28 protein-coding genes and 1 pseudogene are annotated in these 25,769 nt (G+C 69.4%); 16 read left to right on the top strand and 13 right to left on the bottom strand.

Going from position 1 to position 25,769, the window contains the following annotated elements; genetic code table 11:
- Positions 1–3 precede the first annotated feature (3 nt).
- Both ACH4U7_RS18905 and ACH4U7_RS18900 read right to left on the bottom strand, forming a co-directional pair.
- Complete coding sequence (locus tag ACH4U7_RS18905) at positions 4–306, bottom strand: putative quinol monooxygenase (protein WP_398529033.1); 303 nt, start codon at positions 304–306, stop codon at positions 4–6.
- Positions 303–1,376, bottom strand: a complete 1,074-nt coding sequence (locus ACH4U7_RS18900; RefSeq protein WP_398529032.1) for an Ldh family oxidoreductase — start codon at positions 1,374–1,376, stop codon at positions 303–305. The genes ACH4U7_RS18905 and ACH4U7_RS18900 overlap by 4 nt, the downstream gene beginning before the upstream one ends.
- 149 nt (positions 1,377–1,525) lie before the next feature.
- Here ACH4U7_RS18900 and ACH4U7_RS18895 point away from each other — a divergent pair, with 149 nt between their 5' ends.
- The gene (locus tag ACH4U7_RS18895; RefSeq protein ID WP_398529031.1) at positions 1,526–1,768 is read left to right on the top strand and encodes a helix-turn-helix transcriptional regulator; all 243 of its coding nucleotides are present in this window, start codon (positions 1,526–1,528) and stop codon (positions 1,766–1,768) included.
- Between the two features lie 2 nt (positions 1,769–1,770).
- Positions 1,771–2,313, top strand: a complete 543-nt coding sequence (locus ACH4U7_RS18890; RefSeq protein ID WP_398529030.1) for a hypothetical protein — start codon at positions 1,771–1,773, stop codon at positions 2,311–2,313.
- A 21-nt stretch (positions 2,314–2,334) separates the two neighbouring features.
- Here the strand turns inward: ACH4U7_RS18890 and ACH4U7_RS18885 are convergent, their stop codons facing one another.
- The gene (locus tag ACH4U7_RS18885; protein ID WP_398529029.1) at positions 2,335–2,691 is read right to left on the bottom strand and encodes a DUF488 domain-containing protein; all 357 of its coding nucleotides are present in this window, start codon (positions 2,689–2,691) and stop codon (positions 2,335–2,337) included.
- Between the two features lie 163 nt (positions 2,692–2,854).
- Here ACH4U7_RS18885 and ACH4U7_RS18880 point away from each other — a divergent pair, with 163 nt between their 5' ends.
- Positions 2,855–3,124 carry a hypothetical protein gene (locus ACH4U7_RS18880; protein ID WP_398529028.1) on the top strand — a complete coding sequence of 90 codons (270 nt, stop codon included), beginning with the start codon at positions 2,855–2,857 and terminating at the stop codon, positions 3,122–3,124.
- Positions 3,125–3,416: 292 nt separating this feature from the next.
- On the opposite strand, the gene ACH4U7_RS18875 is transcribed toward ACH4U7_RS18880, so the two are convergent.
- A complete protein-coding gene (locus ACH4U7_RS18875) occupies positions 3,417–4,340 on the bottom strand; it encodes an SDR family oxidoreductase (RefSeq protein WP_398529027.1) in 924 nt (307 codons plus the stop codon).
- A 245-nt stretch (positions 4,341–4,585) separates the two neighbouring features.
- On the opposite strand from ACH4U7_RS18875, the gene ACH4U7_RS18870 reads away from it, so the two are divergent.
- Complete coding sequence (locus tag ACH4U7_RS18870) at positions 4,586–5,164, top strand: TetR family transcriptional regulator (protein WP_398529026.1); 579 nt, start codon at positions 4,586–4,588, stop codon at positions 5,162–5,164.
- A gap of 97 nt (positions 5,165–5,261) precedes the next feature.
- On the opposite strand, the gene ACH4U7_RS18865 is transcribed toward ACH4U7_RS18870, so the two are convergent.
- Positions 5,262–5,990: a GntR family transcriptional regulator gene (locus ACH4U7_RS18865; RefSeq protein ID WP_398529025.1), complete on the bottom strand. Its 729-nt coding sequence runs from the start codon at positions 5,988–5,990 to the stop codon at positions 5,262–5,264.
- Between the two features lie 279 nt (positions 5,991–6,269).
- Here ACH4U7_RS18865 and ACH4U7_RS18860 point away from each other — a divergent pair, with 279 nt between their 5' ends.
- The 8 genes from ACH4U7_RS18860 to ACH4U7_RS18825 all read left to right on the top strand — a co-directional run bounded on the left by ACH4U7_RS18860 (position 6,270) and on the right by ACH4U7_RS18825 (position 16,313).
- Positions 6,270–6,776 (top strand): hypothetical protein, encoded by a 507-nt coding sequence (locus ACH4U7_RS18860; protein ID WP_398529024.1) that lies wholly within the window; start codon positions 6,270–6,272, stop codon positions 6,774–6,776.
- Between the two features lie 144 nt (positions 6,777–6,920).
- Complete coding sequence (locus ACH4U7_RS18855) at positions 6,921–7,388, top strand: MarR family winged helix-turn-helix transcriptional regulator (RefSeq protein WP_398529023.1); 468 nt, start codon at positions 6,921–6,923, stop codon at positions 7,386–7,388.
- A 52-nt stretch (positions 7,389–7,440) separates the two neighbouring features.
- Positions 7,441–9,480, top strand: a complete 2,040-nt coding sequence (locus tag ACH4U7_RS18850; protein WP_398529022.1) for a BRCT domain-containing protein — start codon at positions 7,441–7,443, stop codon at positions 9,478–9,480.
- Entirely contained in the window at positions 9,477–9,959 is a 483-nt protein-coding gene (locus tag ACH4U7_RS18845; RefSeq protein WP_398529021.1) for a hypothetical protein, read from the top strand. The genes ACH4U7_RS18850 and ACH4U7_RS18845 overlap by 4 nt, the downstream gene beginning before the upstream one ends.
- Positions 9,960–10,061: 102 nt before the next feature.
- Entirely contained in the window at positions 10,062–13,130 is a 3,069-nt protein-coding gene (locus tag ACH4U7_RS18840) for a PQQ-dependent sugar dehydrogenase (RefSeq protein ID WP_398529020.1), read from the top strand.
- Positions 13,131–13,387: 257 nt separating this feature from the next.
- A complete protein-coding gene (locus ACH4U7_RS18835) occupies positions 13,388–14,506 on the top strand; it encodes a sensor histidine kinase (protein ID WP_398529019.1) in 1,119 nt (372 codons plus the stop codon).
- Complete coding sequence (locus ACH4U7_RS18830) at positions 14,503–15,693, top strand: hypothetical protein (protein WP_398529018.1); 1,191 nt, start codon at positions 14,503–14,505, stop codon at positions 15,691–15,693. The genes ACH4U7_RS18835 and ACH4U7_RS18830 overlap by 4 nt, the downstream gene beginning before the upstream one ends.
- The gene (locus tag ACH4U7_RS18825) at positions 15,621–16,313 is read left to right on the top strand and encodes a response regulator (RefSeq protein WP_398529017.1); all 693 of its coding nucleotides are present in this window, start codon (positions 15,621–15,623) and stop codon (positions 16,311–16,313) included. The genes ACH4U7_RS18830 and ACH4U7_RS18825 overlap by 73 nt, the downstream gene beginning before the upstream one ends.
- A 10-nt stretch (positions 16,314–16,323) precedes the next feature.
- Here the strand turns inward: ACH4U7_RS18825 and ACH4U7_RS18820 are convergent, their stop codons facing one another.
- The 6 genes from ACH4U7_RS18820 to ACH4U7_RS18795 form a co-directional block, all read right to left on the bottom strand.
- A complete protein-coding gene (locus ACH4U7_RS18820; protein WP_398529016.1) occupies positions 16,324–17,172 on the bottom strand; it encodes an ABC transporter permease in 849 nt (282 codons plus the stop codon).
- 1 nt (position 17,173) lies between these two features.
- Positions 17,174–18,139 (bottom strand): ATP-binding cassette domain-containing protein, encoded by a 966-nt coding sequence (locus ACH4U7_RS18815; protein ID WP_398529015.1) that lies wholly within the window; start codon positions 18,137–18,139, stop codon positions 17,174–17,176.
- A gap of 77 nt (positions 18,140–18,216) precedes the next feature.
- Positions 18,217–18,636 (bottom strand): lasso peptide biosynthesis B2 protein, encoded by a 420-nt coding sequence (locus ACH4U7_RS18810; RefSeq protein WP_398529014.1) that lies wholly within the window; start codon positions 18,634–18,636, stop codon positions 18,217–18,219.
- A complete protein-coding gene (locus ACH4U7_RS18805) occupies positions 18,633–18,896 on the bottom strand; it encodes a lasso peptide biosynthesis PqqD family chaperone (protein WP_398529013.1) in 264 nt (87 codons plus the stop codon). The genes ACH4U7_RS18810 and ACH4U7_RS18805 overlap by 4 nt, the downstream gene beginning before the upstream one ends.
- Entirely contained in the window at positions 18,893–20,698 is a 1,806-nt protein-coding gene (locus tag ACH4U7_RS18800) for an asparagine synthase-related protein (protein WP_398529012.1), read from the bottom strand. The genes ACH4U7_RS18805 and ACH4U7_RS18800 overlap by 4 nt, the downstream gene beginning before the upstream one ends.
- A 148-nt stretch (positions 20,699–20,846) precedes the next feature.
- Entirely contained in the window at positions 20,847–20,966 is a 120-nt protein-coding gene (locus ACH4U7_RS18795; RefSeq protein ID WP_398529011.1) for a lasso RiPP family leader peptide-containing protein, read from the bottom strand.
- Between the two features lie 348 nt (positions 20,967–21,314).
- Here ACH4U7_RS18795 and ACH4U7_RS18790 point away from each other — a divergent pair, with 348 nt between their 5' ends.
- Positions 21,315–21,869 (top strand): hypothetical protein, encoded by a 555-nt coding sequence (locus tag ACH4U7_RS18790; RefSeq protein WP_398529010.1) that lies wholly within the window; start codon positions 21,315–21,317, stop codon positions 21,867–21,869.
- Positions 21,866–22,138: pseudogene (locus ACH4U7_RS18785) on the top strand (transposase); the annotation flags it as partial. The gene ACH4U7_RS18790 and the pseudogene ACH4U7_RS18785, both read left to right, overlap by 4 nt.
- A 142-nt stretch (positions 22,139–22,280) precedes the next feature.
- On the opposite strand, the gene ACH4U7_RS18780 reads toward ACH4U7_RS18785, so the two are convergent.
- Positions 22,281–22,991 carry an alpha/beta fold hydrolase gene (locus ACH4U7_RS18780; RefSeq protein WP_398529009.1) on the bottom strand — a complete coding sequence of 237 codons (711 nt, stop codon included), beginning with the start codon at positions 22,989–22,991 and terminating at the stop codon, positions 22,281–22,283.
- A 216-nt stretch (positions 22,992–23,207) separates the two neighbouring features.
- Here ACH4U7_RS18780 and ACH4U7_RS18775 point away from each other — a divergent pair, with 216 nt between their 5' ends.
- Together ACH4U7_RS18775 and ACH4U7_RS18770 are read left to right on the top strand one after the other, a co-directional pair.
- Entirely contained in the window at positions 23,208–23,918 is a 711-nt protein-coding gene (locus ACH4U7_RS18775; RefSeq protein WP_398529008.1) for an AraC family transcriptional regulator, read from the top strand.
- 141 nt (positions 23,919–24,059) lie between these two features.
- A complete protein-coding gene (locus ACH4U7_RS18770; RefSeq protein ID WP_398529007.1) occupies positions 24,060–25,178 on the top strand; it encodes a tetratricopeptide repeat protein in 1,119 nt (372 codons plus the stop codon).
- 6 nt (positions 25,179–25,184) lie between these two features.
- Here the strand turns inward: ACH4U7_RS18770 and ACH4U7_RS18765 are convergent, their stop codons facing one another.
- Positions 25,185–25,604 (bottom strand): ATP-binding protein, encoded by a 420-nt coding sequence (locus ACH4U7_RS18765; RefSeq protein ID WP_398529006.1) that lies wholly within the window; start codon positions 25,602–25,604, stop codon positions 25,185–25,187.
- Between the last annotated feature and the right edge of the window lie 165 nt (positions 25,605–25,769).

Here is a 25,769-nt window from a genome sequence, read left to right as displayed (position 1 = left end):
GGGTCAGGAGTGGTGGAACAGGCGGTGCGAGAGTGTGTTGACCTGGCTGCCGGGCACCACGTACTTCGCGGCGGCCTCGCGCCAGACCGCGTAGTGCGGGGCGGAGCGGTGGGCCGCGACGGCGGCCTCGTCGTCGTAGATCTCGTGGAAGACGAAGTGGTGGTCGTCGTCGAGATCGCAGACGACGTCGAAGAAGCGGCAGCCGGGTTCATCGTGGAAGGAGCGCTCGGCGTTCTCCTCGATGGCGGCCAGGAATTCCTTGCGGCTGCCGGGGACGACTTGCAGGGATACGGTCAGCGCGATCATGCGGAGAGCTCCTTGGACGTCATGGTTGGTGTGGGCAGGGGCGCGCCGGTGGCGGTGGCGACGCGGGTGAGGGAGCGCCAGGTGTCCTCGGCGACCGCGATGCCCCCGGTGCGCAGCCGCTCGGCGGTACGGGCCTCCGGCTCGCCGGGGACGAAGACCTCGGGCACGCCCGGAGCGGTGGGGGTGGCCTTGGTTTCCTCGATCAGCGTCTCCATCCGCCGCTCGAACTCGGCCGGTTCGGCCATCGCGCGGATGTCGAGGCAGATCAGCAGATGGCCCACGCCGCTGCGGTCCGTCGGCCGGTACGGACCGACCACCGAGGATCCGAACGCGCTGCCGGTCAGTACCCCGGCCAGCACGTCGAACATGAACGAGATGGCGTACCCCTTGTGGCCGGCCATCGGCAGGATCAGCCCCTCGACGGCCCGGCGCGGATCGGTGGTCGGCACGCCGTCGGCATCGGCCGCCCAGCCCTCGGGGATCGGCCGCCCGCGCTCCTTCGCGTAGTAGATCTTGCCGCGCGCCACGGCCGTGTTGGCGATGTCCATCACGACCGTGCCGTAGCGGCCGCCCGGGGCGGCGATCGACCAGGGGTTGGTGCCGACGCGCTTCTCCCGCCCGCCCCACGGGGCCATCGCCGGGCTGGCGTTGGTGGCGAGGAGCGCCACACAGCCCCGCTCGGCGGCCTTGCGGGTGAAGTACGCGGCGGTGCCGAAGTGACCGGAGTTGCGTACGGCCACCGCGCTGATCCCATGCTCCCGGGCCCGCTCGACGCCTTGGTCCACAGCCCGGTCGGCGAGCACCTGCCCCAGCCCGTCCCGGCCGTCCACCACGAGCACCGCTCCGCCGTCACTCACGGTCCGCGGGTCGGCGACCGGGGCCGTCGCGCCGGTGGCGAGGCGGTCCAGGTACCACGGCAGGCGCAGCATCCCGTGGGAGGGATGCCCCCATAGCTCCGCGGTCACCAGCGTGTCCGCGAGCAGGCGGGCGTCCGCGGGCGGTACGCCATGGGCTTCGGCGGCGGCGGTGGCGAACCGGAGCAGGTCGGCGGCGCCGACGGTATGCGGCATGAGGCTTGTCCTCGCGTCAGGGGTACATAGTTGTATCCGTTCCTGTATACAGCAGTGTGTGCAAGGAGGCCATGGGGGGGCGGGGTGGAGGTGGTCCCGTGTCGGCGGTTCTGTTGCGACCATGCTTCGGGATGTAGTACTTCTTATACATGGGCGAGCAGGTGCACAACAGATTGGCGATGGTGCGCGCCGAGCGGAAAGTGTCGCGTCAGAGCCTGGCCGAGTCGGTAGGGGTGCATTACCAGACCATCGGCTACATCGAGCGAGGGCAGTACAACCCAAGCCTCGACCTGGCGCTGAAGATCGCGAAGTTCTTCGGCCTGCCGGTGGAGGCGCTGTTCTCGCTCGAGCCGTTCCGGCCGCTCACGGACGAGGTCTACGGGAGGAAATAGCCATGCCGACGACTCGAATGACCAACTATGACCGGCGCATGGTGCGGCTGATGAACAACACCCAAGGGCGGCCGCTGTACGCCACGGCCGCACGCCGACGCCTGGTCGTCGCCGTACACATCACGCTCACCGCGGCCTTCGGGGCGCTGATGATCCACCTCTACCTCGCGGAGCCCGAGCCTATGTGGACCATCGTCGTGATGGCGGTGCTGCTGCCCTGGATGATCGCGACGGGGGTGATCAACGCCGCCACCCGCGGTCTGCTGGAACTGCGTGAACGCGCCCTGGACGAGCGGCAGTCGGCCGAGCGCAGCCGGGTCCTGGCCCGTGCCCACCGAGTGATGACCCTGCTGCTGGTCACGGCCGCGGCCGGGCTGCTGATGGCGGGTGCCGCCAGCGGCGACGCGCCCAAGGCCTATGTGGCGCCCGTGCTCATCGCCGCCCTCGTGGCCCACTGGCTGATGCCGCTGTGGGTGGCCGGCCTCATGGCCCAGGACGAGCCGGCCGACGACGAGGCACTTGTGATGACGACGGCCGCCACATGACGTGAGCCCGCGGGGCGTGTCCTACTTCGAGCGCATGAGCTGCACGAGAACCTCCGCCTCGCTGTGTTCGATGTCCTTTGTCGCGGTCAGCAACGTCACAGGACCGGTCCGGGCCTCGTCACGCAGATGGCGCAAGGCCTCGGCCCGGTCCGGTTCTGTCAGCTCGGTCTTGTAGCGGCGCTTGAACTCGGCGAACTTGGCGGGCTGATGGCCGTACCAACGGCGCAGCTCATCGGATGGCGCCACCGCCTTGAGCCATTCGTCCAGGTGGGCCTTTTCTTTGGACAGGCCGCGCGGCCACAGCCGGTCCACCAGTACGCGCCTGCCGTCGGACCGTTCGGCCTGCTCATAAACGCGGCGCGAGCGCACCTCCTGCATGGCATCGTCACCCCTTCTCGAGTTTCCGACGTCCGCACCGCCGGCTGACTCGGCCCGCCATGCGATGCGGTCCTACTACCATTGTTACCTTCAGAGCATCCACGCCATGTTGGAGGCATGGGCCGGGTAGACGAACTGCGTCTGCCGCAGGTCGTCGGCGCGCATGTTTGCAACCCGGCGCGCGGAGTACCAGCCGGAGGAGTCGCGTCTGCTTGACGGCGAAGTCGAGCCCCTTGGCCCGGGCCTGGTCCTCGGTCAGGCCGACCGCACCCAGCGGGGGGATGGAGTGCACGACGCTCGCCACGCCGGAAAGCTCGGCCGGGTGCTGGTTGCCCTCGATCACGTTACGGGCGGCCGGCTCGCCCTCGTACTCGGCGAAGGGCGCGGCCGCCGCTCCCGCCTCCCCGGTCCCGGTCACGACAACGTCGAATGACTTCTCCACGACTCCTCCATCCTGCGCCGACTGTGGGTGGGGAATCGCTCGCCCGGCCTGGTTCCGAGATTTCGGAGTGAAAGAGTGCGGCTCGCTGAGCCCGCTGCCGTTCATATCCGGGCGGCCTAGCCGTGAATCGTCCGCAATTCGTCCATTGTAGGCGGAATCGATACCCCTGCGCCGCCCTCCGGAGCGTCGGCCGAGACGGGGCACCTGCGGTTCAGCCCGGCCGGCCGGCCAGCCCGGCTGGTCGGGCAACCCGGCTGGCCGGGCTGGTCAGGCGGTCAGGCGGTCAGGCCGCCGTCGTGGTGCGGAAGTAGTGGCCCTTGTCGAGGTCGTCGATGAGCCCGGGGTGGGCCGGCTGCCACCCCAGAAGCTCACGGGTCAGCACGCTCGACGTCGGGCCGTCGGCCGCGAGGGCGCCGGCCAGCCAGCCGAAGTGCTCGGCCGACTCCTCGGGGGAGACGGAGGCGACGGGGAGGTCGAGATGGCGTCCGATCACTTCGGCGACGGCGCGGATCTGTACGCCCTCGTCCCCGGTGGCGTGCAGCACCGATCCCGCCGGGGCCTTCTCGACCGCCAGGCGGATGAGGTGCGCCGCGTCGAACCGGTGCACGGCGGGCCAGCGCTGGGTCCCGTCACCGATATAGCCGGAGACGCCACGGGTGCGGGCGATGTCGACCAGCATCGCGATGAAGCCGCGGTCCCCCTCGCCGTACACCGTCGGGGGGAGCCGCACGACCGACGAGCGGATGTCGCGGGACGCGAAGGACAGCGTCAGCTGTGCGTTGGCGTGCCGCCCGGCGCCCAGGGGGGTCGGGTCGTTGGAAGTGCCGTCCGCTTCGGTGGCCACGCGCCCAGGTGCGAGCCCGAGCGTCCCGGCGGCGATGACCAACGGCCGCCCGGAACCCGCGAGCGCGTCGCCGAATGTCTCGATGGCGCGGCGATCCGCCTCGGCGGCCTCCTCGTAGCCCCCCGAGAAGGCGATGTCGTGCTTGAAGGCGAGGTGGATCACGCCATCCGAGGCGGCGGCCGCGCTCCGCAGGCTGTCGAAGTCATCGAGGGTGCCGCGCTGCACCTCGGCGCCGGCCGCGGTGAGCGCGGCGGCCGAGACGTCCGAGCGGGCGAGCCCGACGACCTGATGGCCCGCGCCGATGAGCTCGGGTACGACGGCGGAGCCGATCCAGCCGGAAGCGCCGGTGACGAAAACGCGCATGAGAAGACCTCCAGTAAGGCCGACCGGTAGGTCGGCGGGTAAGTCGACCGGTAAGTCGGCCGGTGAATCAGGTGGTGAATCAGGTGGTGAATCGGGTGGTGCATCGGGTGGCAAGGCAGCCATCCCTGCCGCACGGCAGGGCGCGGCGACCAGGACGGACCGATAGGCGATGTCAGTCACTGTCATCGACCGTAGCACCTGATCCCATCTGATGTCATTCACTGTCATCGCGTAGGATCAGCGGCATGGGTCGATGGGAGCCGAACGCGCGCGGGCGACTCGAACAGGCGGCGCTGGAGCTCTACAGCGAGCGCGGGTTCGAGCAGACGACGGTGGCGGAGATCGCCAAGCGGGCGGGGCTCACCGAGCGGACCTTCTTCCGGCACTTCGCCGACAAGCGGGAGGTGCTGTTCGCGGGCGGCGGCCCGCTTCAGGAGCTCTTCGTGGGCATCGTTGCCGACCTACCCGCTGACGTGGCGCCGATCGACGCGGTGGCCGCGGCCCTCGAAGCCGTCGCCGCCGGGTTCCAGGGGCGCCACGCCCACGCCCGGAAGCGCCAGGCCGTCATCGCCGCCAACGCGGAGCTCCGGGAGCGTGAGTTGATCAAACTCGCGGCCTGGTCCGCGGCGCTGACCGACACCCTGCGTCAGCGCGGCGTCGGGGACCCGGCCGCGAGTCTGATCGCCGAGGCGGGCATCGCCGTTTTCAAGGTCGCGTTCGAATGCTGGGTCGAGGAGCCGGACCCGCGCGACCTGGCGCAACTCATCCGGGAAGCGCTCGACGAGCTCAAAGCCGCGACCGCGGGGAAGTGTCCGTCGGAGTAGGGTCCAGCGGCACAGTGGCTGAGGCCCTGAGGCCCTGAGGCCCTGAGGCCCTGAGGCCCTGAGGCCCTGAGGCCCTGAGGCTCAGTGGCTCTGAGGCTCAGCGGGCGATGTCCAACTGGATCTCCACACCGGGCGCCGCGCCTTCGCCGCTCGTCAGGCTGTCGATAAGCGCCTGAAGGGTCTGCGCCAGATGGTGCCGCGAGGCCGACTCGGCCGCCTGGGCATCCCCGTGTGTGATCGCCTTCAGCATCGCGCGATGCTCTTCCAGCGACGTCAGCATGCGCCGCGGGCCACTGTGCGACAGATGCCGCAGCCGTACGGTCTGGCTGCGCAGATCGCGGATCGTACGGGCGAGGTACGGGTTGCGGCACGCGGCGATGACCGCCTGGTCGTGGCGTTCGGCCAGCACGTAGAAGTCCTGATAGCCGCGCGTCTGCCCGGCGGCATCCAGTGCCCGGAATGACTCGTCGAACTCGTCCAGCCGCGCCAGCAGTTCATGGAACGGAGCCAGTACGCGCTCGTCAGCCGCCGCCGAGGTGGCGACCAGGGCCGCGGCCCGGGGCTCCAGCAGCATCCGGATCTCGAAGAGCGCCCGCACCCCGCCCAGCGAAATGGTGGCCACCCGCGCCACCTCGCCCGGTACGAAGTCCACCAGCCCCTCGGCGGCCAGTCGGCGGATGGCCTCGCGCACGGGGGTACGGGAGGCCCCCAGCTCCTCGCCGAGCTGGACCTCGCTCAGCTTCGCCCCGGGCTTCAGGCGCAGCGACTCGATGTCCCCCTTCAGCCGCTCGTAGACGGCCTCGCTCTTGCCGGTCGCCCGGGCCATCGTGGCTCTCCTTGTCGATCCACCTGCACACCTGCCTGTATACGCAGGTTACCGTCATGGCGGTGCTGGCTTGCGGCCCGGAATATCGGGCTGCCGTGGCCGACGAGTGTTCCGGGAAATCCCGTCCGGGACGGTGTTTCCGCAGGCAACGGCTCTTTTCATCCCTCCTTGTCCCGCAATCGTCCGCGACCCTGGCGCGGCCTTCGCCGGGGTGGCGAGCCTGGGGACCGCTCGGCCGCGAGACGGCGGCCGACGGCGATCCGAAGGAGCTCAACGCACATGAAGACGCAGATGACGCAGATGAAGGCGTCGAAGCACGGACCGTGGAAGGCGCTGGCCGTCGCCACCGCGGCGACGGCGGGGCTGCTCATGGCCCCCGGAACCTCCCTCGCCGCGTCGGGCCACGCCGACGAGGCCGCCCACACGATCGCCGCCGCCACGGGACGCAGTGACGCGTGCGGCTCGCGGGCCTGCGGAAGCGTGACCGTGACCTGGGGCGCGAAGAAGCTGACTCAGGTGAGCATGTCGGTGCGGGACACCAAGTGCGACGGCAAGCAGGTCGGCGTCCAGCTCCAAGTCCTGGGCGTCAGCGGGCAGACGTGGGGCGGCCCGGTGCACTGGAACCGGTACGACGGCGCCTGCCACAAGCCGGCTGACGCCTGGTACAACCTGCACTTCGAGGCCTCGTGGAAGATCCGGGCGATCAACGCCCAGGTCTACGTCAAGAACGGCAGTCACGGCCCGATCCTCTACCCGGGCAACAGCGCCGACAACCCGTACACATAGCGGTCAGGTGCGGCCCGGGGGTCCACGCGTTCCCCCGGGCCATGCCGGCACCGCTTCGGCGCCGACCTGTCCGTCTTGATCTCAACCTCACTTCGAGTCTTACGTTGCTCGGGTCAGTGATCACCACGCGTAGGGAGCGCCCTCATGGAGACCCAGCACCTCTCCGACGCCGAACTCGCCGCACAGCCCGCCGCGTACTGGACGGGGGTGGCCTACGAGTCCCTGATCGCCTTCACCCGAGCCCAGCTGGCCGAGTTCGGATTCACCCAGCCCCAGTACTGGCTGCTGCGCAATCTGTCGAAGAACGACATCTCACCCAACGGCCACGGCATGACCATCGCCGAGCTCCAGCAGGCCATGAGCAGCTACCTCAGGCCCGAGGACGATCTGGAGGCCGCAGCGGCAGTCCTGCTGGAGCGCGGCTGGCTCACCCGCGACGGCGAGGGGCGGCTGTGGATCACCGAGTCGGGCGACGAGGCCCGCGCCGGACTCAAGCAGCACGCCCCGGCGATCCGCGACCGTATCCACCACGGCATCGACGACGCCGACTACGTCGCCACCCTGAAGGTCCTTCAGCAGATGATCCGTAACACCGGCGGCACCCCGGTCTAGCGTCTGCCCCCGGACAAGTCCGTTGTCACAGGATGCGGTTATGGTCCCCGGCATGGATGTACGGGGGAAGCGGATCGTGCTCGTCGGCCGTTTCGGCGACTTGAGCAAGGGCGAGGCGAAGCGACTGCTGGAGGAGCTGGGCGCCCAGGTGTCCGCCAAGGTGTCCAGCAGGACGGACGTCGTCTTCGCCCACCGCGCGGAGGGGCGGGCCCTCGACGAAGCCTGGAAGCGGAACATTCCGATATTCGACGACCGGGCGCTGCGGGGCGTGCTCGGCTATCAGGAAGGTTTCGACGACGACGGGGGCGACGGGGGCGACGGGTCCGGGCGAGAGCAGGATCTGTTGGCCCTGCGGGCACGGCTGTTGGAGGTGGAGCGAGACCAGGGCGTCACGGAGGAGCACCGTGCCGCCACTCGCGAGGTCCGCGCCATGGACGGCGTACGGCTGCGGCATCCGTACGGACACCAGACGGAGCCGCTTGCCTCCGCGCTCAGCCCCTGCGGCCGGTATCTGGCCACCGGAAGCTGGGTCGGCGACGACTACGACGCCGGGGGCACGCTTCAGATCTGGGAATTGGCCGCCGGACGCTGCGTCAATGTCCTGGACCGCATCGACGGCGGCGTCGGCTGGCCGGACCACGAGCGCACCATCCAGTGGTCGGCCGACAGCCGGCGCGTCGGTCTCGCGTACTCCACGAACGTGGTCGGTGTCTTCGACCCGTTCAGCCCCCTCACCTACGGCGAGCCCGTCGCCGAGTGCTTGGTGACGAACGGCGCGTCGCGGCCGCCGGCCTGGGCGCTGGCGCCCGACGGCCGGCGCGCCTTTGTGGCGGCCGGGTCTCCCTGCGAGGTGAGCGGCTGTGTCGTTCCCCTGGAGCGGGGCGAGCTGATGTGGACATCCGGTGAGGCGACCGCCCCGCATCCGTTCCTGCTGGCCGAGCGGGTCCGGGAGGATCTGCGGACCGAGGAGATGGACAAGTACGACGAGGAGGCGATCCGGGTCTACGACTGGGTTCGCTGGTCGCGGGACGGAGCGAGGCTGCAGGCGGTCAACTCGTGGCGGGACAGGAACTGGGGGGACAACGGGCAGGCGTTCGCCATCGATGTCGACTCCGGGCAGCTGAGCTGGCTGGCCGAGATCGGCGGGCTCGCCGCGTGGTCCCCGGACGACCGTCTCCTCGCCCACGACGACAACGGATTGCGGTTCCTCGACGCGGCGACCGGCCTGCCGATCGGCGAGGACGCCAGGGGGCACGAAGGGGCGTCGGCGCTGCTGTGGGGCATGCGGGGGGACACCCCCCGATTGGCGGCCGTGGTGCGTGCGGACAACGACGCCGGAGTGGAGCCGGGCGTCCTCATTTACGACGACGGCCGGTACCGTTTCCGCCTCGACGTCACGCCCGTGGAACCGGGGCTCACCGACGTCGGCACCTGGGCCTGGGCGCCGTCCGGTGAGGCGGGCGCCTGCCTGACGGGCGAGGGGCGCGTCGAGGTGTGGTCGCTCGCGGACGACGAGCCGCTGCGGCTGCGCAACCTGGACGTACCGTCCGGCACCGCCGGGGTGGTGTGGGGCGCGGACGACGTCCTGGTCGCGCTGGGCGCCACCACCCTCAGGTTTGTGAAGGCCGGATCGGGCGAGGTCCTGGGCGACTTCACCTTCCTCCGCGAACCCCCGGCCCCCAGGCCGCTGGAGGGCGACGACCGGTTCGACGCGAACCATTGCGCGCTCGACGACGAGACGTGGTGTGCGACGTTCCCGTCGGGTGTCGTCATCGCTCCGGACGGCCGGCGGGAGGCGCTGGACGACATGCTCGCCTGGACGGTGGACCAGCGCCTGGCCTGGCCGGTCCGCTGGGGCGAGCTCGATGTCGTACCGGACGCGCGGACGGCGGGTGAGCGGCTGGGGGACCGGTACGACGGCTGGGCGGTGCGCGCCAGCGCGGAGCAGGCCGAGCCCGCGGAGCCCGCGGAGCCCGCCGAGTCCGCCGAGTCCGCCGAGCCCGCCGAGCCCGCCGAGGAGGAAGCCTCCCGGCCACCGAACGGCGCCGCGACCGTCGCGACCCGCGCCCGGCGAGAGGGAACCGCGCCATGACCGATCTCTTCGCTGTCTCCATCGACGCCGTCGACGGGTGCACCCTCCGCGGGAGGGTGCTGCTGGTGGACGCGTGGTGGCTGCTGGACGAGGGGTATCACGCCCTCCTCGGCAAGAAGATACGAGTCAGCGAAGACGGGTGTCTGCTGGCGGACGACGGCAAGACCGTGCTCACCCCCAGGCGCACCGCGAAAGCCGTATACGGGGAACAACTGACTGGTGGCGGCGGACAGGACCAGATCTCCCGCTATGTCATGACGGAAAGAAACCCCGAGGAGTTCTACCGGCGAACCGCCGAGATCGCGGACCTGGAGGGCGCGGCGGATCTGTCCGACTGGCGCACATGGGTGTTCGCGGGCACCCGCCCCTTTGAGGAGTCTCTCTACGCGGACTTCACGGCAACGGTGCGAGACCCGGCCTACTTGGAGCACATGGTCGGTGGCATGCGCTGGTCGACCGCTCACACCGGCCGCGTCTAGATCACCTTCGGTAAACGCTTGCATGCCTCTTGACGTGGACGCGTCGGCTGCGCATCACTGTTAGGAACCTTTCCTATCAGTCCATAAAGCGGGAGGACCCCTGTGCCACCCATCTCCCACAGACCGCGCCGAGCGGTCGGTGCCTTCCTCGCCGCGGCCACCGCGGCCTTAACCATCGCCCTGCCGAATCTCAGCGCGGCCCAGCCCGCCGGCGCCCACCCCGCCGGCGCCCACCCCGCCGGCGCCCACCCCTCCGGCGCCCACCCCTCCGTGGCCCAGCCCTCCGGAGCGAAGGCCGCCGGGGCGAAGGCCGCCGCCGCGCCCGTACGGTACGAGGCCGAGTCCGCGGTCATCTCCGAGGGCGCGGTCGAGTCCAACCACGACGGCTTCTCCGGCACCGGATTCGTCAACTTCGACAACAAGACAGGCAGCTACGTCGAGTTCACGGTGGACGCCCCGGCCGCGGGCAGCGCCACCCTCACCCTCGGCTACGCCAACGGCACCGACGCCAACCGCCCGCTGGGCATCGCCGTCAACGGCGACCAGACGGCGGACGACCCGACGTTCCCGTCCACCGGCGCCTGGACCACCTGGTCGTCGGTGACCACGACCGTCACCCTCAAGGCCGGTGCGAACACCATCCGCACCACCTCGGCGGCGGCCGAGGGCGGGCCCAACCTCGACTACGTCGACGTCACCGCCGCCGACGGACCGGCCGGCACGGACTACGAGGCCGAGTCCGCCCAGATCTCCCAGGGCGCGGCCGAGTCCAACCACGACGGCTACTCCGGCACCGGATTCGTCAACTTCGACGTCGTCACCGGCGCATACGTCGAGTTCAGCGTCGACGCGGCACAGGCCGGCCCCGCCCGGCTCGACTTCCGCTACGCCAGCGCCTCCGCCGACCGCCCGCTCGACATCGCCGTGGACGGCGCCACCGTCGCCGACGACCTCTCCTTCCCGGCGACCGGCGCCTGGACCACCTGGAAGACGGTCAGCGTGAACGCCACGCTCAAGGCCGGCAGCAACAAGATCCGCGCGACCACCTCCGGCGTCGACGGCCCCAACCTCGACAAGCTGACCGTCACCCCGACCGGCCCCGCCGACACCGAGCGGCCGACCGCCCCCGCGAACCTCCGCAAGGACAAGGAGCCGACGGCCACCACCGTCTCGCTGGCCTGGGACGCGGCCACCGACAACGTGGGCGTCACCGGCTATGACATCTATCAGCACGGCCAGTTGATGAAGAAGGTCGGCCCGGACGTCCTCGCGGCGACCGTCGAAAACCTCGACCCCGAGACCTCGTACGACTGGACCGTCTTCGCGCGCGACGCGGCCGGAAACGCCTCGGAGGCATCCAACGCCGTCACCATCGCGACCCTGCCCGCCCCGCCGGACACCGAGCCGCCGACCACCCCCGGCAACCTGACCTCCCCGTCGAAGACGGCCACGACCGTCGATCTGTCCTGGGCCGCGTCCAGCGACAACGTCAAGGTCACGGGCTACGAGATCTACCGCGACGGCGCCCTGTCCGGCACTTCCGAGACCACCTCCACCAGCGTCGCGGGCCTGACCCCGAACACCGCGTACGCCTTCAAGGTCAGGGCGTACGACCTCAAGGGCAACAAGTCCGCCTTCACGCCCGAGATCACGGTGACCACCTCCGGCACCCAGCCCGGCGGCACCCCCGACCCCGGCGCGGTCAGCACCATCGCGAGCGGGGTGGACGTCGCCTGGGGCCTCGGCTTCCTGCCCGACGGCACGGGCATCTTCACCGAGCGCAACACCTTCAACGTCTACAAGCTCACCAAGTCCGGTACGAAGACCCTGGTCGGCAAGGTGCCCAACTCCCAGACCACCGGCGGCGAGGGCGGTCTGCTGGGCCTCGAGGTCTCCCCGACCTTCGCCACGGACCACTACCTCTACTTCGTCCACACCGCCGGCGAGGGCAACCGCATCGCCCGTATGACCCTGGAGAACAACACCCTCAGCGGCTACAAGGTGCTGCTCCAGGGCATGGAGAAGAGCCGCTACCACAACGGCGGCCGGCTGCGCTTCGGCCCCGACGGCAAGCTGTACGCCACCATGGGCGACGCCCAGACCGAGTCGCGGGCCCAGGACCGCAACTCGCTCAACGGCAAGATCCTCCGGATCAACCCCGACGGCTCCATCCCGTCCGACAACCCCTTCGGCAACGCCGTCTGGTCCCTCGGCCACCGCAACCCGCAGGGCCTGGACTTCGACTCCAAGGGCCGCCTGTGGGAGTCCGAGTTCGGCAACAGCGTCATGGACGAGGTCAACCTCATCCAGAAGGGCGGCAACTACGGCTGGCCCAACTGCGAGGGCACCAGCGGCGACTGCTCCGGCTCCGGCTACATCGCCCCCAAGAAGACCTGGTCCACCTCCTCGGCCTCGCCCAGCGGGCTGACCATCATCAATGACCATGTCTTCGTCGCCACCACCGTGGGGAAGCGCGTCTACCGGATGCGGATCGACTCCTCGTCGAACCTCGTCGAGCAGAAGACGTACTTCCAGGGCACCTACGACCGGCTGCGTACGGTCGAGGTCGACCACGACGGCGACATCTGGCTCACCACCTCCACCGACAAGGACGGCACGGACGGCAACGACCGCATCCTGCGGATCGACATCGTCTACTCGGACGACGGCACGGCCGGCGACTTCAAGCTCAGCAGCAGCGCCTTCAACGACAACGCGACCATCCCCACACGCCACACCTGCGCCGGGGACGGAACGGCGGGCCAGGACCCCTCGCCCCCGCTGGCCTGGGGCGCCGGAACCACCGGCGGGCGCAGCTGGGCCATCGTCTTCGCGGATGTCGCCAACGGCGGCAACAAGCTCCACTGGGCGATCTGGGACATCCCGGCGACCAAGCTGTCACTGCCCGAGGCGCTGGGGTCCGGCTTCAACGTCCCCGGCCAGGACGGCGCCAAACAGAAGGCCATGGGCAGCGGCGCGAACGCCCAGCAGTACTTCGGGCCCTGCCCCGGCGGTTCGACACATCCGTACACCTTCACGCTGTACGCGGTGAACAGCTCGACCGTGCCCGGGATCAACTCCGGCTCGTCGATGGCCCAGATCGAAACGGCGATCAAGAACGCGAGCACGGCGAACGTGAAGCTGCGCGGTAACTCCAACGCGGGCACGTAGCCGTTGCGGTGAAGTAGGGGTGGCCGGAGGGGGTCCTCTCCGGTCACCCCTGCCGCCCACGACGTGCGCGCATCGTCAACAACTCTGCGCAGAATGACAAAGGGGACTGCTGCCGCACTCGTCATCCTGAATGCCCAGTACGCCACGATTCTCTAGGTGGGCACGTGACGGGGGAACAGCACGCGTGTTTGCAGGACATCCGCGCTCTGCTGGCTGAATATGGACCCGGGTCCGCTGGTGGTCCGGCGAAGCTCGCCGTGGAACGTCGAGCGGTGGTCATGTCGGTGGTGCTCCGGGTATCGAGCACGGTGGTGGGCACCGTGGTGGCGCTGATCGGGTCAACAGCGCCCGTAGACCGGGCCTGGATGCTTCCTGCCCTTGCGGGGCTGCTGATATGGACCGCGCTGTTCAGCCACCAGCTACTGCGCCGTGGGCTGTGTCGATGGCTGTTCCTGGCGGACAGCCTCGTGGCCGCCGTGCTCTGCACGCTGCACGGCCGACTGGTTCCAGGCGCGGTGCTGGCGGCGAGCGCGGGCACCGGCTGGGTGGATCTCATGGCCAGCACGGCCGTCTTCATCGCCCAGTTCGGTATGCGCCAGCCGTACGGGCTGATGGCGGCGCTCGGCATCACCGCGGCCTATATGGCGGGGGCCCCGGGGGCCAGGGAGGCTCCGGTCGTGCTCGTGGCACAGGGACTGCTCGCGGCGGCCCTGACGGCGCTCTTGCACAGGGCGGCCGATACGGCGGACGCGACGCTGGCCCGGCAGGCGGTGGCGCTGGCGGACGCCCGGGCCAGGGCGGCGGCCCGTGCCGATGAACTCGATCAGCAGCGCCGGCTGCACGACACTGCGCTCGCCACTCTCACCATGGTCGGCACCGGCGGCGTCAGCCGCGACTTCCGCAGCATTCGTCGGCGCGCGCGGGCGGATCTGCGGGTGATCGACGTTATGAGAACGCCGCCTGGTGCGCCGGGAGCAAGGACGGTGGGCACGGCGCGGCTGGATCTCGCGCTCCATACAGTGGTGCAGGCGCCGCGGCCCGGACTGCCGGTGGCTGCGATCGAGTTCGACGTACCGCCGATGCAACTGCCGCGCGCGGTGGTTGTGGAGATCGCACAGAGTGTCGCAGAGGCCTTGTCCAATGTGGCCAGACATGCGGGCAGTGGCGAGGCCAGGGTGACGGCCGGGGCGACCGGAGCCGGGGTCACCGTGGAGGTGCGTGACCTGGGCCGGGGCTTTGACACCCATGCCGTTCCCCTGCACCGCAGAGGGCTGCGCGAGTCGATCGCAGGCCGGATGGCGGCCGTGGGCGGCAGCGCGGAGATCGTGTCCCGCCCGGGGGCGGGCAGTCGGGTCCTGCTGCGGTGGCGGCCGTGACCGGCGGCTCGAGGACGGCGGAGGATCTGGTGGCGGTCCGGTACGCCCATGCGGTGAGCGTCGCGGTCGTGGTCATCGTCGCGGTATGGCATTTTGGCTATGACGTGCTGATCGTGTTGCGGGGCTGGGGGCAGTACGAGCCGCGGTGGGCGGCCGCGGGCGCCTGGCTGGCCCTCGCCGTGATCCAGGCAGTCGGCTCGGTGCTGCTGCTACGGTCCGCGCTCGGGAGGCGGATGGCCTGGGCGCTGTCCACTGCGGCGCTTTCGGCCGGAGCCGCCGCCACTGCCGCCTATCCCGCGGGGCAGGCGATCAGCGACATCAGCTGGGCGTGGAACACGGTGGGCTGGTTCGGGGTGCTGCTGCTGATGCGGCGTCCGCTGTCGGAACTGGCCGTCCTGCTGACCCTGAACACCGCTGTCACCGTAGTGGTTCTGGCCTTGGACGGCGATCTGGACGACTCGGTGACCTGGTCCCGGCTCATCACCGTCACCTATGCCACCGCGGGTATCCAGCTGATCTTCGCGCTGCTGGGCCGGCAACTGCACCAAGCCGCGCGGCACGCCACGCGTACAGTGGGTGCCCACGCGGAGAGCCTGGCCCGTGCCGTCTCCAACGAGACCGTGCACGCCGACCGGCGGCGTCGCTACATGTATCTACGGGAGCGGATCGAGCCCCTGCTGTACGGGCTGGCCGACGGCTGCCTCGATCCGTCCGATGACGCGGTGCGCCGCGCGACCGCGATCGAGGCGTCCCGGCTGCGCCGGCTGTTCGCCGAGACCGATGAGGTCCCACATCCACTCCTGCACGAGATCCGGGCGTGCGCGGATATCGCCGAGCGCCGCGATGTCGCCGTCACCCTGGCCGCCTGTGGCGACCTACCGTCGGTGCCGGTGTCGGTACGCCGAGCGTTGATCGAGACTCCCCTGCTCGTGCTGGCTTCCGCGCGGGCCCGGGCCAGGGTGACCGTGGTGGCCGACGTGGCGGGGGTCACGGTGAGCGTCGTCGCCGATGCTCCGTCCGGTAACCAACTCGATCCGCCGGGCTCTGGTATCCGGCTTGATCGGGCGGACCGGCTGGAGACCTCCGTGCTGTTCGACGAGGAGGAGAATCAGTTATGGGTAGAGACCCGGTGGAGCGCGCCACCCGACCGCTTGCGGTCGGCGTCATCGAAGACCACCCCGTCGTGATCGAAGGCATCCGGACCTGGCTGGCCGAGGAACCGTGGATCCAGATCGTGCACACGGCCGAGACTACGACGGGGCTGCGACCCGGGGCGGCGGATGTGCTGATCATGGACCTCAATCTGCATGGTCGGCTCGTCCTCGACGACATGGGCGAGCTCGCCGCCGCCGGCCAACGGGTCATCGCCTTCTCCCAGTTCACCGAGGAGGCGGTGGTCATGGGCGCGCTGAACGTGGGCGCTTGCGCGTTTGTCGCCAAGCACGAGGGCCGGGCGCATCTGCTGAACGCCGTACGCGAGGCGGCTGCGGACAGGCCGTACCTCACTCCGACGGTGGCAGGCGTCCTCGTGGGGGACCGCAGTCCACGGCGTCCCGCACTCTCCGAGCAGGAGCGCAGTGCGTTGCTGTGGTGGTTCCAGTCCATGTCGAAGGCGTCGGTGGCACGTCGTATGGGAGTGTCGGCGCACACCGTGGACATGTACATCAAGCGGGCCCGGGTGAAGTACGCGCAGGTCGGCAGGGCCGCGCCGACCAAGGCCGACATGCTGGCCAGGGCGATTGAGGACGGTCTGGTCAGTCCCCATGAGATCACCGGCTACCAGTCGGCGGCGGCCTTGGACCGCTAGCTGGACCACCCTAGCTCGCTCGGGAGAAGCGGCGGGCTGCGAGTGCGAGCGCCGCCAGACCGAGCGCGCACATCACGAGGAGTTCCAGCCCCAGCGGCGGAGCCCAGCCGGCCCATTCCGGGCCGGCTGTGACCATGTCCGCAGGGAGGCTGCGGGCGACGGTCTGCCGTAACGCGTCCACTGCGTAGGTCAGCGGATTGGCGAGGGTCAGCGCGGTCAGCCACACGGGCAGGCCCGTCACCGAGAAGAGTGCGCCGGAGAGGAAGAAGAGCGGCAGCATGGCCAGGCTGAGGGCGGACTGGAAGGTCTCGATCCGTTTGATCCAGACCGCTGCGAGCGCCACCAGTGCCGTCATGGTGAGGGATACCAGAGTCAGCTCCCCGAGCAGCGCGAGAAGCAGCACAGGCTCATAGGGAAGGCCTGCGAAACCGGCGAAGACCAACAAGGAAGCGCCTTGGAGGGCCGCCGCCGTGGCGCTTCCCAGGCACTTGCCGACCAACAGAGTGCTCCGGCCTACCGGGGCGACGAGCACAGCCCGTAGCAATCCGACCTCTCGGTCGCGAACGATCGACATCCCAGCGCTCAGGGCGGGCATTTGAACCGCCATCAGCAGAACTCCAGGGAAGAGATAGGCGCGATAGCCGTGGGTGCCGGACGTGGCTCCCAGCATCGTGCTCAGGCCGGTGCCCAGAACGAGAAGGAACAGCAAAGGGTTGAGCAGCATCAGTCCCACCTGGGACCGGTTGGCGGCCAACCGGATCACCTCGCGCCACCAAAGGGCGCGAAGAGCGCGGAACCCGCCGATGAGACGGAGGCCAGGTGCCGCACCGGATGACCGGGCGGGCTTCGAGTTCAGCATGTCAGCTCCTGATCCGCGGAAGCCGGTCCGACGGCTCCGCGCCCGCTGTGGCGCGTGCGGCACCCCGGATGGCGCGGCCCGTGTGGTGGAGGAAGACGTCGTCGAGGCTGGGCCGGGTCACCGTCACCGAGTGGATCCGGACCGTCAGCCCGGTGCACAGCCTGGGCACCCATGTGGCCCCGTCGGCGGCGTGGACGCGTACCCCGTCCGGTCCGGCGGCGGCATCCAGGCCGAAGATGTCGCGCACGGACCGGGCAGTCTCTTCGTCGTCATCGGTGCGGAGACGCACGACATCGGCGCCGACCCCGGACTTCAGCTGGTGTGGTGTCCCCTCGGCCATCACCCGTCCGCGGTCCATGATGGCGATCCGATCGCAGTGCTCGGCCTCTTCCAAGTAATGGGTGGTGAGGAAGATGCTGATCATCTGTTGTCGCTTGAGGTCGTTCAGGCTCTGCCAGACCTGGGCCCGGCTCTGCGGGTCGAGGCCGGTCGTGGGTTCGTCCAGAAACAGCACCCGGGGCTGGTGCATCAGTACTCTGGCGATCTCCAGCCGCCGTTGCATCCCGCCTGAGTAGGTGCTCACCAGCGAATCCCGTCGGTCGCCCAGCCCCAGGAGGTCCAGCAGGAACCGGGCCTTCGTACGGACATCGCGGCGCGGCATCCCGTAGAGCTCGGCATGGAAGCGGAGATTCTGCTCGGCGGTCAGGTCCCGGTCGCTTGTGGGCTCTTGGAAGACCACCCCGATCCTGCGTCGCACCTCGTCGGGGTGGCGCACCACATCGACGCCCGCCACTTCCGCGTGCCCCGCGGTGGGACGCAGCAGCGTGCACAGCATGGCGATCGTGGTCGACTTTCCGGCTCCGTTCGGACCGAGGAAGCCGAATGTCTCGCCTGCCGCCACCGTCAGATCGAGACCGTGGACCGCTTGGATGTTGCCGTAGGTCCGGCGAAGTCCTCTGGCGTACACGGCCGGCGCCTCGTTCCGGTGCGCCGGTCGATCCCTGCCGCCTGCCCGGGGCGCCGCCGTCGGCGTACCGCCGGCGCTCATCGGCCGGCCTTCACCACGATGACGGGATGGAACAGCCGTAGCGACTCGGCGTCTTCGCCGACGGGCTCGCCGTCGGCCGCCACCCACGCGTGGGCACGGAAGGGCTGGGTGCGCACCCCGGTGTACCAGTCGGGCCAGGACCCGCCTGCCCTGCACAACAGGGCGGTGGCGATCGACCGCTGGAGGCACCACGGGCCTGCGCACCGGACGCTGACGGCGACCACGGCGCCGCGTGCCCGCAGGGCCGCGGCATGGCCGGCCGGGCGGGCTCCCCGGCGCAGGAACTCCATCGTCACGCGCAGCCGTCGCGGCGACAGCCGGGCAAGTATTCGTGCGACACCGATGGCGCCTCGAGCGGCGATCCGGAGGTGAAGCGGGGGCGCCGGGGACGTCTCGGTGACGACGGCCCCGCTCATGAGCCCAGCTCCGCTGCGCGCAGGGCGTCGAGCAGCCGGTGCACGTCCTCCGTCACCCGGGTCCGCACGTCGGGCAGGTCGGGGAAGCTGTCGACCAGCTCGGATATCGCCGTCGCGGTGGTGCCGCCCTCGTGCAGGCAGCGCAGCACCACGGCGGCAGTGCGGTTCATCTGCCAGTACCGGCCGGTGTTCTCGTCCAGGAGTACGACGCCGTGCTCGGTGTCGGTGACGGTCACATGGGTGGCCAGGGAGAAGGTCATGGGTGTCTCCTAGCGGTGGTGAGCGTGGCCGTGGGCACGCTGCTCGCGGACAGCGACCGGAGCCAGGACTCACAGGCGAGCGTGGGGTCGAAGGCCATGAACGGTCGGGTGTCCGCGTGCAGTCCGGTCAGCAGGGACCGCAGCGCGGTGCCGTCCACCAGGCCCAGCCGTACCAGCCGCGAGTCCTCACAGAGTCCGAGCAGTTCGGCCCGGTTGTGCCGGAGCCCGGTGTACAGCTCCTCGCTGTAGTCGCCCTTGGTACCGCGGCCCAGCGTGTGGCCCGGAACGATGCCGCTCATCGCGGCGGTGAGCACGGGCTTGTAGCGACCGGCTGCGATCCGGTCCTCCAGGCGGATCGCCATGGTCGCCTCGATGACCCGGTCGTCCAGGAACGGAGCCTCGTAGCTGACTCCGGATTCCTCGGTGACGCGGGAGGCCCGTCGCGTCATCGTGCCGCACACCTGCGCGGCGCGCAGCATTTCATGGTGAACCGGTAATGGGGCCAGCGGGTCGGGGCCGAGTGATGCCGCCGCGCGTATCCGGCGGTGCACCGCTTCCACCGCGTCCGCGGTCGCCCAGGGCGGCATCGCGGGTGTCACTTCCCAGTCGGGCCCCGGGGCCGCGCGGGGAGCAGCCGAACTCGGCCCGCCCCCGGGGAGCCGGTTGACGCAGCCGGCCAACCAGGCGGGGTACGAGGATTCGCTCGCGAGATAGCGCAGGAGGGTGGCCGCGCTCCACCGATGCATGCTCTTGATGACCCGGGCGGGCCTGATGGACCGCAGCGGATGGGTGCGTGCGAGGGCGTGCACGCTTGCCGCGCGGGCGTGGAACAACTCATCCCCGCCGATGCCCTGAAGGTGACAGGTGGACCCCTGCTCCGACATCGCTCTGGCGAGATGTTCCAGCTTCGCCCGGGTCCGTATCAGTGGATAGGGCCCCTCGAGATCGGTGCTCGCGGTCAACGCCCCGGTGTACCAGGGCGGCGCCTCGTCGGGCGATTCGGTCACATGCCGGGCGTCGGGCAACTCGCTCTCACAGCGAGCGGCCCACGCGCGGTCGTCGTTCGACGGGTCGAGGGGCCGATGGTGATACGTCACCAGCCGAGCCCTCTGGGAGGCGGCGAGAAAGCACAGGCTTGTGGAGTCCATCCCTCCGGAGAGGTCCGCGCTGACCGTGCCCTGCCGGGATGTGCGGGCCCTGACCGCGGTCGTCAGCGCTTGGCGCAGGACATCGGCCCCTGAGGCGAGCGGACGGTCCGGCTCCGGCGGCGTCCACCAGCGCACCGGACGCGCCGTGCCGTCGCCCCGGATGTGCAGGTAGTGACCGGTCGTCAAAGCGGCGATCCTCTGCCACGGGCACTCGTCCGAGAGTGGCCACGGGGCACCGGGAGACAGCAACTGCAGGGCCAAGGACTCCTCGTCGATGCCGGAGCCGGTGAGAGCGGCCAGGCTCTGCGGCCGGGCAGCGGCCACCGTCACTCCACCCACCAGCCCGTGGAAGACCTGACGCACCGTCGCGAGAGTTCCCTGGACACGTACGTGACCGCCGACCGAAGCGATCAGATGGACGCAACCGGGCAGCGATCGGGCCAGCGGATCCAGGTCTCCTACCGTCCGCGCCCTTCGGATATAGCCGGAGAGTTCCGTGGTACTCAACGTGGTGCGGCCCAGCAGGACCACCTTGTCGCCGCCGGCTGAGGCCGACGTCAGATCCCCGTCGGACCAGCGGCCCACTATCCAGGGCCGTCCCGATGCGTGTGTGATCATCCTGCGGTGCGGATCCGGCGACAGCTCCGCGGCCACGGGGATTCCTGCGGAGTGATCCGGAAAGACCAAGAATTCCACGGCGAATTCTCCTGTGTCTGGGCAATGGCAGGCGATCGGCGCAGTATCCTTCCCTGCGCCGATCGCCTGGTCATTACAGAATTAGACCGTCAGTCGCTGACTTCGGTCAGAACCACCAGGCACCGAAGAAGTCGATCCAGTAGCCGTCCCGCACCGCCCGGGTGACCTCGGTGAAGTCACCGATCTCGATCAGCATCGGCGTCTGGTAATCCAGTTCAGCGTTCATGTGCGATTCATCTCCTTCGACAGGTCGGAATCAGTACCCGGAAACCCCGGGCACAAATGTTCCGGACGCCACGGCGGATATTCGTGCCCACGCTCAAGCTGCTACTTCCAGTGCGTTACCGGGCTTCTCCTGTGTCGTCCGGCGTCTTGCTGAGGAAAAAACTACGGAAAGCGCGTGCTGAAGGCATGACCCGCGTTCGGGGGACATGGCGATCCTTGACACGGCGACAACGGCGCTTCCCCGCGGCGGGCATACCGGGCCGGTGGTGGAGGCGGACAACGCGCCGGCTTCAGCAGCCGGATCGATATCCGATCGCGTGAGGTGGTCGCCCGCTGGCACGCTGCCCCCATGGATCACGCAGAAGTACTGCTCATCGGAGGACGAGCTGGTGTCGGCAAGACGACGGTGGGGTGGGAGGTTTCGGCGCTGCTGCGCTCCGAGGAGGTTGCTCACGCGATCATCGATGGTGACTTCATGGGGCAGGTACATCCGGCACCGGAGGGAGACCCTCACCGCGCGGAGATCACCGAGAGCAATCTGACTGCCGTGTGGGCGAACTTTGCCCAGCGCGGCTACCGACGCCTGATCTATACGAACACCCTGAGTGTGCTGCCGGAGACGACGGGCATGTTTGAGCGTGCCATGGGGGCTGGGGTGGGGATCATACGAGTCCTGCTCACCGCCTCCGACGCCACCGCCCGCGAGCGGCTCGTGGGACGAGAACTCGGCTCAGAGCTGGAGCAGGAGCTGGAAGGAAGTGTCCGCAAGGCACGGCTCCTGGACCAGCGGGCCCACGCAGGGACCGTGCGAGTGGCGACGGACGGACGGCTCGTCGTTGACATCGCGCGGGAGGTAGTGGCCGCCACCGGTTGGGCCGGGCCTCACTTCGCCCGCAGATCATGATCGTGTTGGCGGGCCGGATCGCGCCGCGGTTCGCGCGGATGGAACCGCGGCGCCGCCGGGCACGGGAGTTCGTCCTTGGCCTGTTGTCGGACCTGCCGCGCAAGAACTGCTGGACGCTCGCCGAGCACGCCGGGAACGCGACCCCGGACGGCTTGCGGCATCTGCCGTCCAGGGCCAGGTGGGATGCCGATGCAGTCCGCGACGACCTCCGCGGCTTCGTCATCGAGCAACTGGAGGACGACGACGCGGTGCTGGTCGTCGATGACTCGTGTCCTGGGTGGTCGGCGACGAGGTCTACGAGAGCAACCGATCTCAGCCATGCGCGCGGAGTAAGTGGCCCCCGGGGACCCCGTGGCCCCGGACGACGGCATGAATGAATCGGAGGCCGGATGAACTGCGCTTGTGCGGCCGTCAATGGCAAGCCTGTCGTCCGAGCGTCGACGCATCCGCGACGCATTCGCCGAGCAGTAGCGCAGCGACCGCCTCCGGGGCCTCATGCATCGCGTCGTGGCCGGTGGGGAGGTCGTGGACCTGCCATTCAGGATCGGCTTGGAGCCGGGTGCGGAGTTCAGCGAACGGCGTCCGGTCTTCCCACCCCGAGCAGTAGATGAACTCCCGACGGGGGACCTGGGCCAGCGTGCCTGTGAGCCGGATCGTTTGCAGGAACGAGGCGAGGGGATGGGGACGGCGGCGGGGATCGCCGCCGTCCGGCGGTCGGACGGCATAGCCGGTGGTCGCAGCGCCGGCAGCGAACACTTCTCGGTAGCGCTCGGTCGTTGACGACCAGCACGATTCGCCATCGCGTGGTACGTAGGCGTCGAGATGCACCAGTCGCGAGACCCGGCCACGGGCGCGATCGGCGGCGGCGGCGATCACCATCCCGCCGTAGCTGTGGCCGACCAGCGTCGCGCTGGTGATGTGAGCGCGATCGAGGAGCCGCAATACGTCGTCGGCGTGCGTGTCGAGGTTGGCGGTCGCGACCGTCGCGTTGTCGTCGTCCGGCCGCAGACCGGTCAGGGTCAGGGCGTGAACGGCATGACCGGCACGTTCCAACAGCGGAACCACCGCCTCGAACGACCAGGAGCCGTGCCAACCGCCGGGCACGAGGACGAACGTCGCCATGCGCTTCTTCTCCATCTCTCAAGCCGCGGCATCGAGGCACGCTGCCTCGATGACACTCCGCATGGAGGAAGTTTCACCAGATCAAGGCGTGGCTGGCTAACGATAGGATGCCAACTGATGCCTGTTCGCCGCCAACCTTCCCCGACCGCCGGTGTGACATCACATGTGTGGCCGTCCGGCGGACGCCACCTCTGGCCATCCGGCGAAACAAGCGCAGTGCAGTCGCACGCACGGGGACACCTGGTATACGCGGCCAGCGGCGTCTTGACGGTTCACACCGAGCGCGGCACGTCGATCGTTCCCGCCAACCGGGTCGCCTGGACCCCCGCCGGGTTCACGCACTATCACCGCGCCCACGGCGACACCGACATGCGGATCATCTTTCTCGCGCCATCCCTGGCCCGGCTCATACCCGACCATCCCGCCGTGTTCCTGGCCTCCGACCTCGCCCGCGAGGTCCTGCTCGCCCTGACCGGTCCCCGCAACTACGACGACGCCGCGCCTGACTACAGCCGCGCCGCGCGCTCTCGCCTCCTTCGAGTCCTCGTCGATGAACTCCGCGAAGCACACGAACAGCCACTGCACCTGCCGGAGCCACGGGACGACCGACTGCAAGCCATTGCCCGGATGCTGTACGAGACGCCGGCCGACAACGCCACGCTGGCCGAACTCGGGAAGACGATCGGAGCCAGCACCCGCACCCTCAGCCGACTGTTCCGCAACGAACTCGGCATGACCTTCTACGAGTGGCGCACACAGCTACGCATCTACCACGCACTCGTGCTCCTCGCCGACGGCCACGACATCACCCAAACCGCCTACGCCTGCGGATGGGCCAACCCCAGCGGCTTTATCGCGGCGTTCACCAACATCATCGGAACGACCCCGGGCCGCTACCGAACCGGTCGCCGGACCACCGCGGGGTGAGCCGGTTTACCTCGCGCTGTTCGGTATCCAGCGCAGCGTCAGGTCGGGCAGGTTCTCCATGATCTGCATACCGCTGTTGCGGCGCAGAGTTGGCTCAGGCCTGCCGAGCAGCGCTCCCTCCTGACGGCATCTACGGCTTCCGTGCCTCCTCTGGTCTTCGCCGATTACGACGCGGCGGCGGACTGGGCGGACCGCGAGCACACGACTCTGCTCCGGTTGGTTCCGGCCGCCGTATCAGCCGGGCTCGACCCTCTCGCCTGGCGCCTGGCCGAGGCGTTGTGGAGTGCCCGCTACCCGTCAGCGCCAGGCAGTGACTGGATCGAACCGATGCGTGCCGGTCTGGCAGCAGCCGAACGGGCGGGCGAACCGGGTGCCCAAATCCGATTGCTCAACTTCCTCGGTATGGCCTATCGAGAATACCGACGCCTCGACGAGGGCATGGAATGTCACCGACGAGCCAGGGAACTCGCACACAGGACGGCCATGCCCCTCGAAGAGGCGCGCGCGCTGAATCTCATCGGCCTGATTCACCTCGAGCTCCGCAAATTCGACCCCGCCGCCGAACACTTCGAGCGGGCCGCTGCGATCTTCCGCGACGCGGATGAACCCCGCAGAGCGGCCATGGCCCTGTCCAACATCGCCAGCACCCGTCTCGACGCGGGCCGCCTGTCCGAGGCAGAGGAGGCCGTCCAACAGGCGCTCGCCGCCCACCGAGCCCTGAGCAACGAGAGAAGCGTGGGCAATGCCCTGTATATCGTCGCCGAGCTCCGCCGCGAGCAAGGCGAACTCGCTGCGGCACGCCATGCGATTGACGAAGCCCTCGACATCGCGCTCAACCTCAGAAGTCACGTCCTGGAAGGCTTTTGGCTGCTCACTCTGGGCGATATCCAGCGGGTCGCTGGGCAATACGGCGATGCGCTGACCTCGTACCAGCGGTCCGCCAAGCTCCATCGCCGTCTCGGCGACCGCAGCCGAGAAGCCCTCGCCTGGCGGGGCACCGGGCAGACCTATGCGGCAATGGAGCGTTGTGACGAAGCCGCCGCGTTCCATCGCCGGGCCGCCGTCGTGCACGGTCAGCTCGGCGATGCGTGGCAGCACGCCTTGGAGCTCGACCACTTGGCCGCCGCCGTGGATATGGCGGACCCCCAAGCGGCCCGCGCTCACTGGGCCGAGGCCCTGTCCCACCTGGCCGCGTACACCGACCCCCGGGCCGTGGCCGTGCGGTCCCGCGTTGAGGGGCGTCTGGCCGATCCGGCGTAGGTAGCGTCATTCGGTGAGCGGGTCGCGCAGCTCGAACCAGATGTGCTTGCCGGTGGGCTGCGTGCCGCTCTCCCAGGTGACACCGCAGGCGTGGGCAAGTTGCTTCATGAGGAAGAGCCCGCGGCCCCCTTCCTCGTCGGCCTCCGCCCTGCGCGGGCGGGGGAGGTCGTCCGGGGAGCTGTCGCGTACGGCGATGGTGGCGATGCGGTCCCGTACGAGGGTGTCGATGTGGATGACGGGGGTGGCTGTGTGCTGGTGGACGTTGGTGACCGCCTCCGATACGAGGAGGCGGGCCGTGTCCGCGAGGACGTCCAGGCCGTTGGCCTGGAGGAGGGCGGCGATCGCGTCGCGGCAGGCTTTGGGGCTTCTGGGGGAGTTGGGGGCGCTGAGCCGGTAGGCGTAGGCGGGTTCGGCGACTTCGGGCATGGCGGGTTCTCCCAACGCGATGCGTGATGGTTCCGATGCGCTGTGCTATCCGAACCTTATTGCCTCGGGATGCACTCGTGCATCCATGTCGGATGAGCTTGTGCATCCGGATCTGAATTCGAGTAGTGTCGCTGGGACAGTGTGTGACGGAGTGGGTAAGGGGAG

This window comes from Streptomyces sp. NPDC020845 (genome assembly GCF_044334165.1).
Classification (GTDB): Bacteria; Actinomycetota; Actinomycetes; order Streptomycetales; family Streptomycetaceae; genus Streptomyces.
Note: the sequence above shows the minus strand (reverse complement) of the source record. Positions and strands in the feature narration are given on the sequence as shown.

Excerpts from the sequence above, each read along its gene's own strand:
- ACH4U7_RS18780 (WP_398529009.1), bottom strand. The coding sequence starts at position 22,991 with ATGGCGACGTTCGTCCTCGTGCCCGGCGGTTGGCACGGCTCCTGGTCG.
- ACH4U7_RS18790 (WP_398529010.1), top strand. The coding sequence starts at position 21,315 with ATGGATCACGCAGAAGTACTGCTCATCGGAGGACGAGCTGGTGTCGGC.
- ACH4U7_RS18825 (WP_398529017.1), top strand. The coding sequence starts at position 15,621 with ATGGGTAGAGACCCGGTGGAGCGCGCCACCCGACCGCTTGCGGTCGGC.
- ACH4U7_RS18865 (WP_398529025.1), bottom strand. The coding sequence starts at position 5,990 with ATGGCCCGGGCGACCGGCAAGAGCGAGGCCGTCTACGAGCGGCTGAAG.
- ACH4U7_RS18880 (WP_398529028.1), top strand. The coding sequence starts at position 2,855 with ATGTTTGCAACCCGGCGCGCGGAGTACCAGCCGGAGGAGTCGCGTCTG.
- ACH4U7_RS18820 (WP_398529016.1), bottom strand. The coding sequence starts at position 17,172 with ATGCTGAACTCGAAGCCCGCCCGGTCATCCGGTGCGGCACCTGGCCTC.
- ACH4U7_RS18885 (WP_398529029.1), bottom strand. The coding sequence starts at position 2,691 with ATGCAGGAGGTGCGCTCGCGCCGCGTTTATGAGCAGGCCGAACGGTCC.
- ACH4U7_RS18765 (WP_398529006.1), bottom strand. The coding sequence starts at position 25,604 with ATGCCCGAAGTCGCCGAACCCGCCTACGCCTACCGGCTCAGCGCCCCC.
- ACH4U7_RS18875 (WP_398529027.1), bottom strand. The coding sequence starts at position 4,340 with ATGCGCGTTTTCGTCACCGGCGCTTCCGGCTGGATCGGCTCCGCCGTC.
- ACH4U7_RS18795 (WP_398529011.1), bottom strand. The coding sequence starts at position 20,966 with ATGAACGCTGAACTGGATTACCAGACGCCGATGCTGATCGAGATCGGT.
- ACH4U7_RS18900 (WP_398529032.1), bottom strand. The coding sequence starts at position 1,376 with ATGCCGCATACCGTCGGCGCCGCCGACCTGCTCCGGTTCGCCACCGCC.
- ACH4U7_RS18850 (WP_398529022.1), top strand. The coding sequence starts at position 7,441 with ATGGATGTACGGGGGAAGCGGATCGTGCTCGTCGGCCGTTTCGGCGAC.
- ACH4U7_RS18855 (WP_398529023.1), top strand. The coding sequence starts at position 6,921 with ATGGAGACCCAGCACCTCTCCGACGCCGAACTCGCCGCACAGCCCGCC.
- ACH4U7_RS18845 (WP_398529021.1), top strand. The coding sequence starts at position 9,477 with ATGACCGATCTCTTCGCTGTCTCCATCGACGCCGTCGACGGGTGCACC.
- ACH4U7_RS18890 (WP_398529030.1), top strand. The coding sequence starts at position 1,771 with ATGCCGACGACTCGAATGACCAACTATGACCGGCGCATGGTGCGGCTG.
- ACH4U7_RS18805 (WP_398529013.1), bottom strand. The coding sequence starts at position 18,896 with ATGACCTTCTCCCTGGCCACCCATGTGACCGTCACCGACACCGAGCAC.
- ACH4U7_RS18905 (WP_398529033.1), bottom strand. The coding sequence starts at position 306 with ATGATCGCGCTGACCGTATCCCTGCAAGTCGTCCCCGGCAGCCGCAAG.
- ACH4U7_RS18810 (WP_398529014.1), bottom strand. The coding sequence starts at position 18,636 with ATGAGCGGGGCCGTCGTCACCGAGACGTCCCCGGCGCCCCCGCTTCAC.
- ACH4U7_RS18860 (WP_398529024.1), top strand. The coding sequence starts at position 6,270 with ATGAAGACGCAGATGACGCAGATGAAGGCGTCGAAGCACGGACCGTGG.
- ACH4U7_RS18895 (WP_398529031.1), top strand. The coding sequence starts at position 1,526 with ATGGGCGAGCAGGTGCACAACAGATTGGCGATGGTGCGCGCCGAGCGG.
- ACH4U7_RS18870 (WP_398529026.1), top strand. The coding sequence starts at position 4,586 with ATGGGTCGATGGGAGCCGAACGCGCGCGGGCGACTCGAACAGGCGGCG.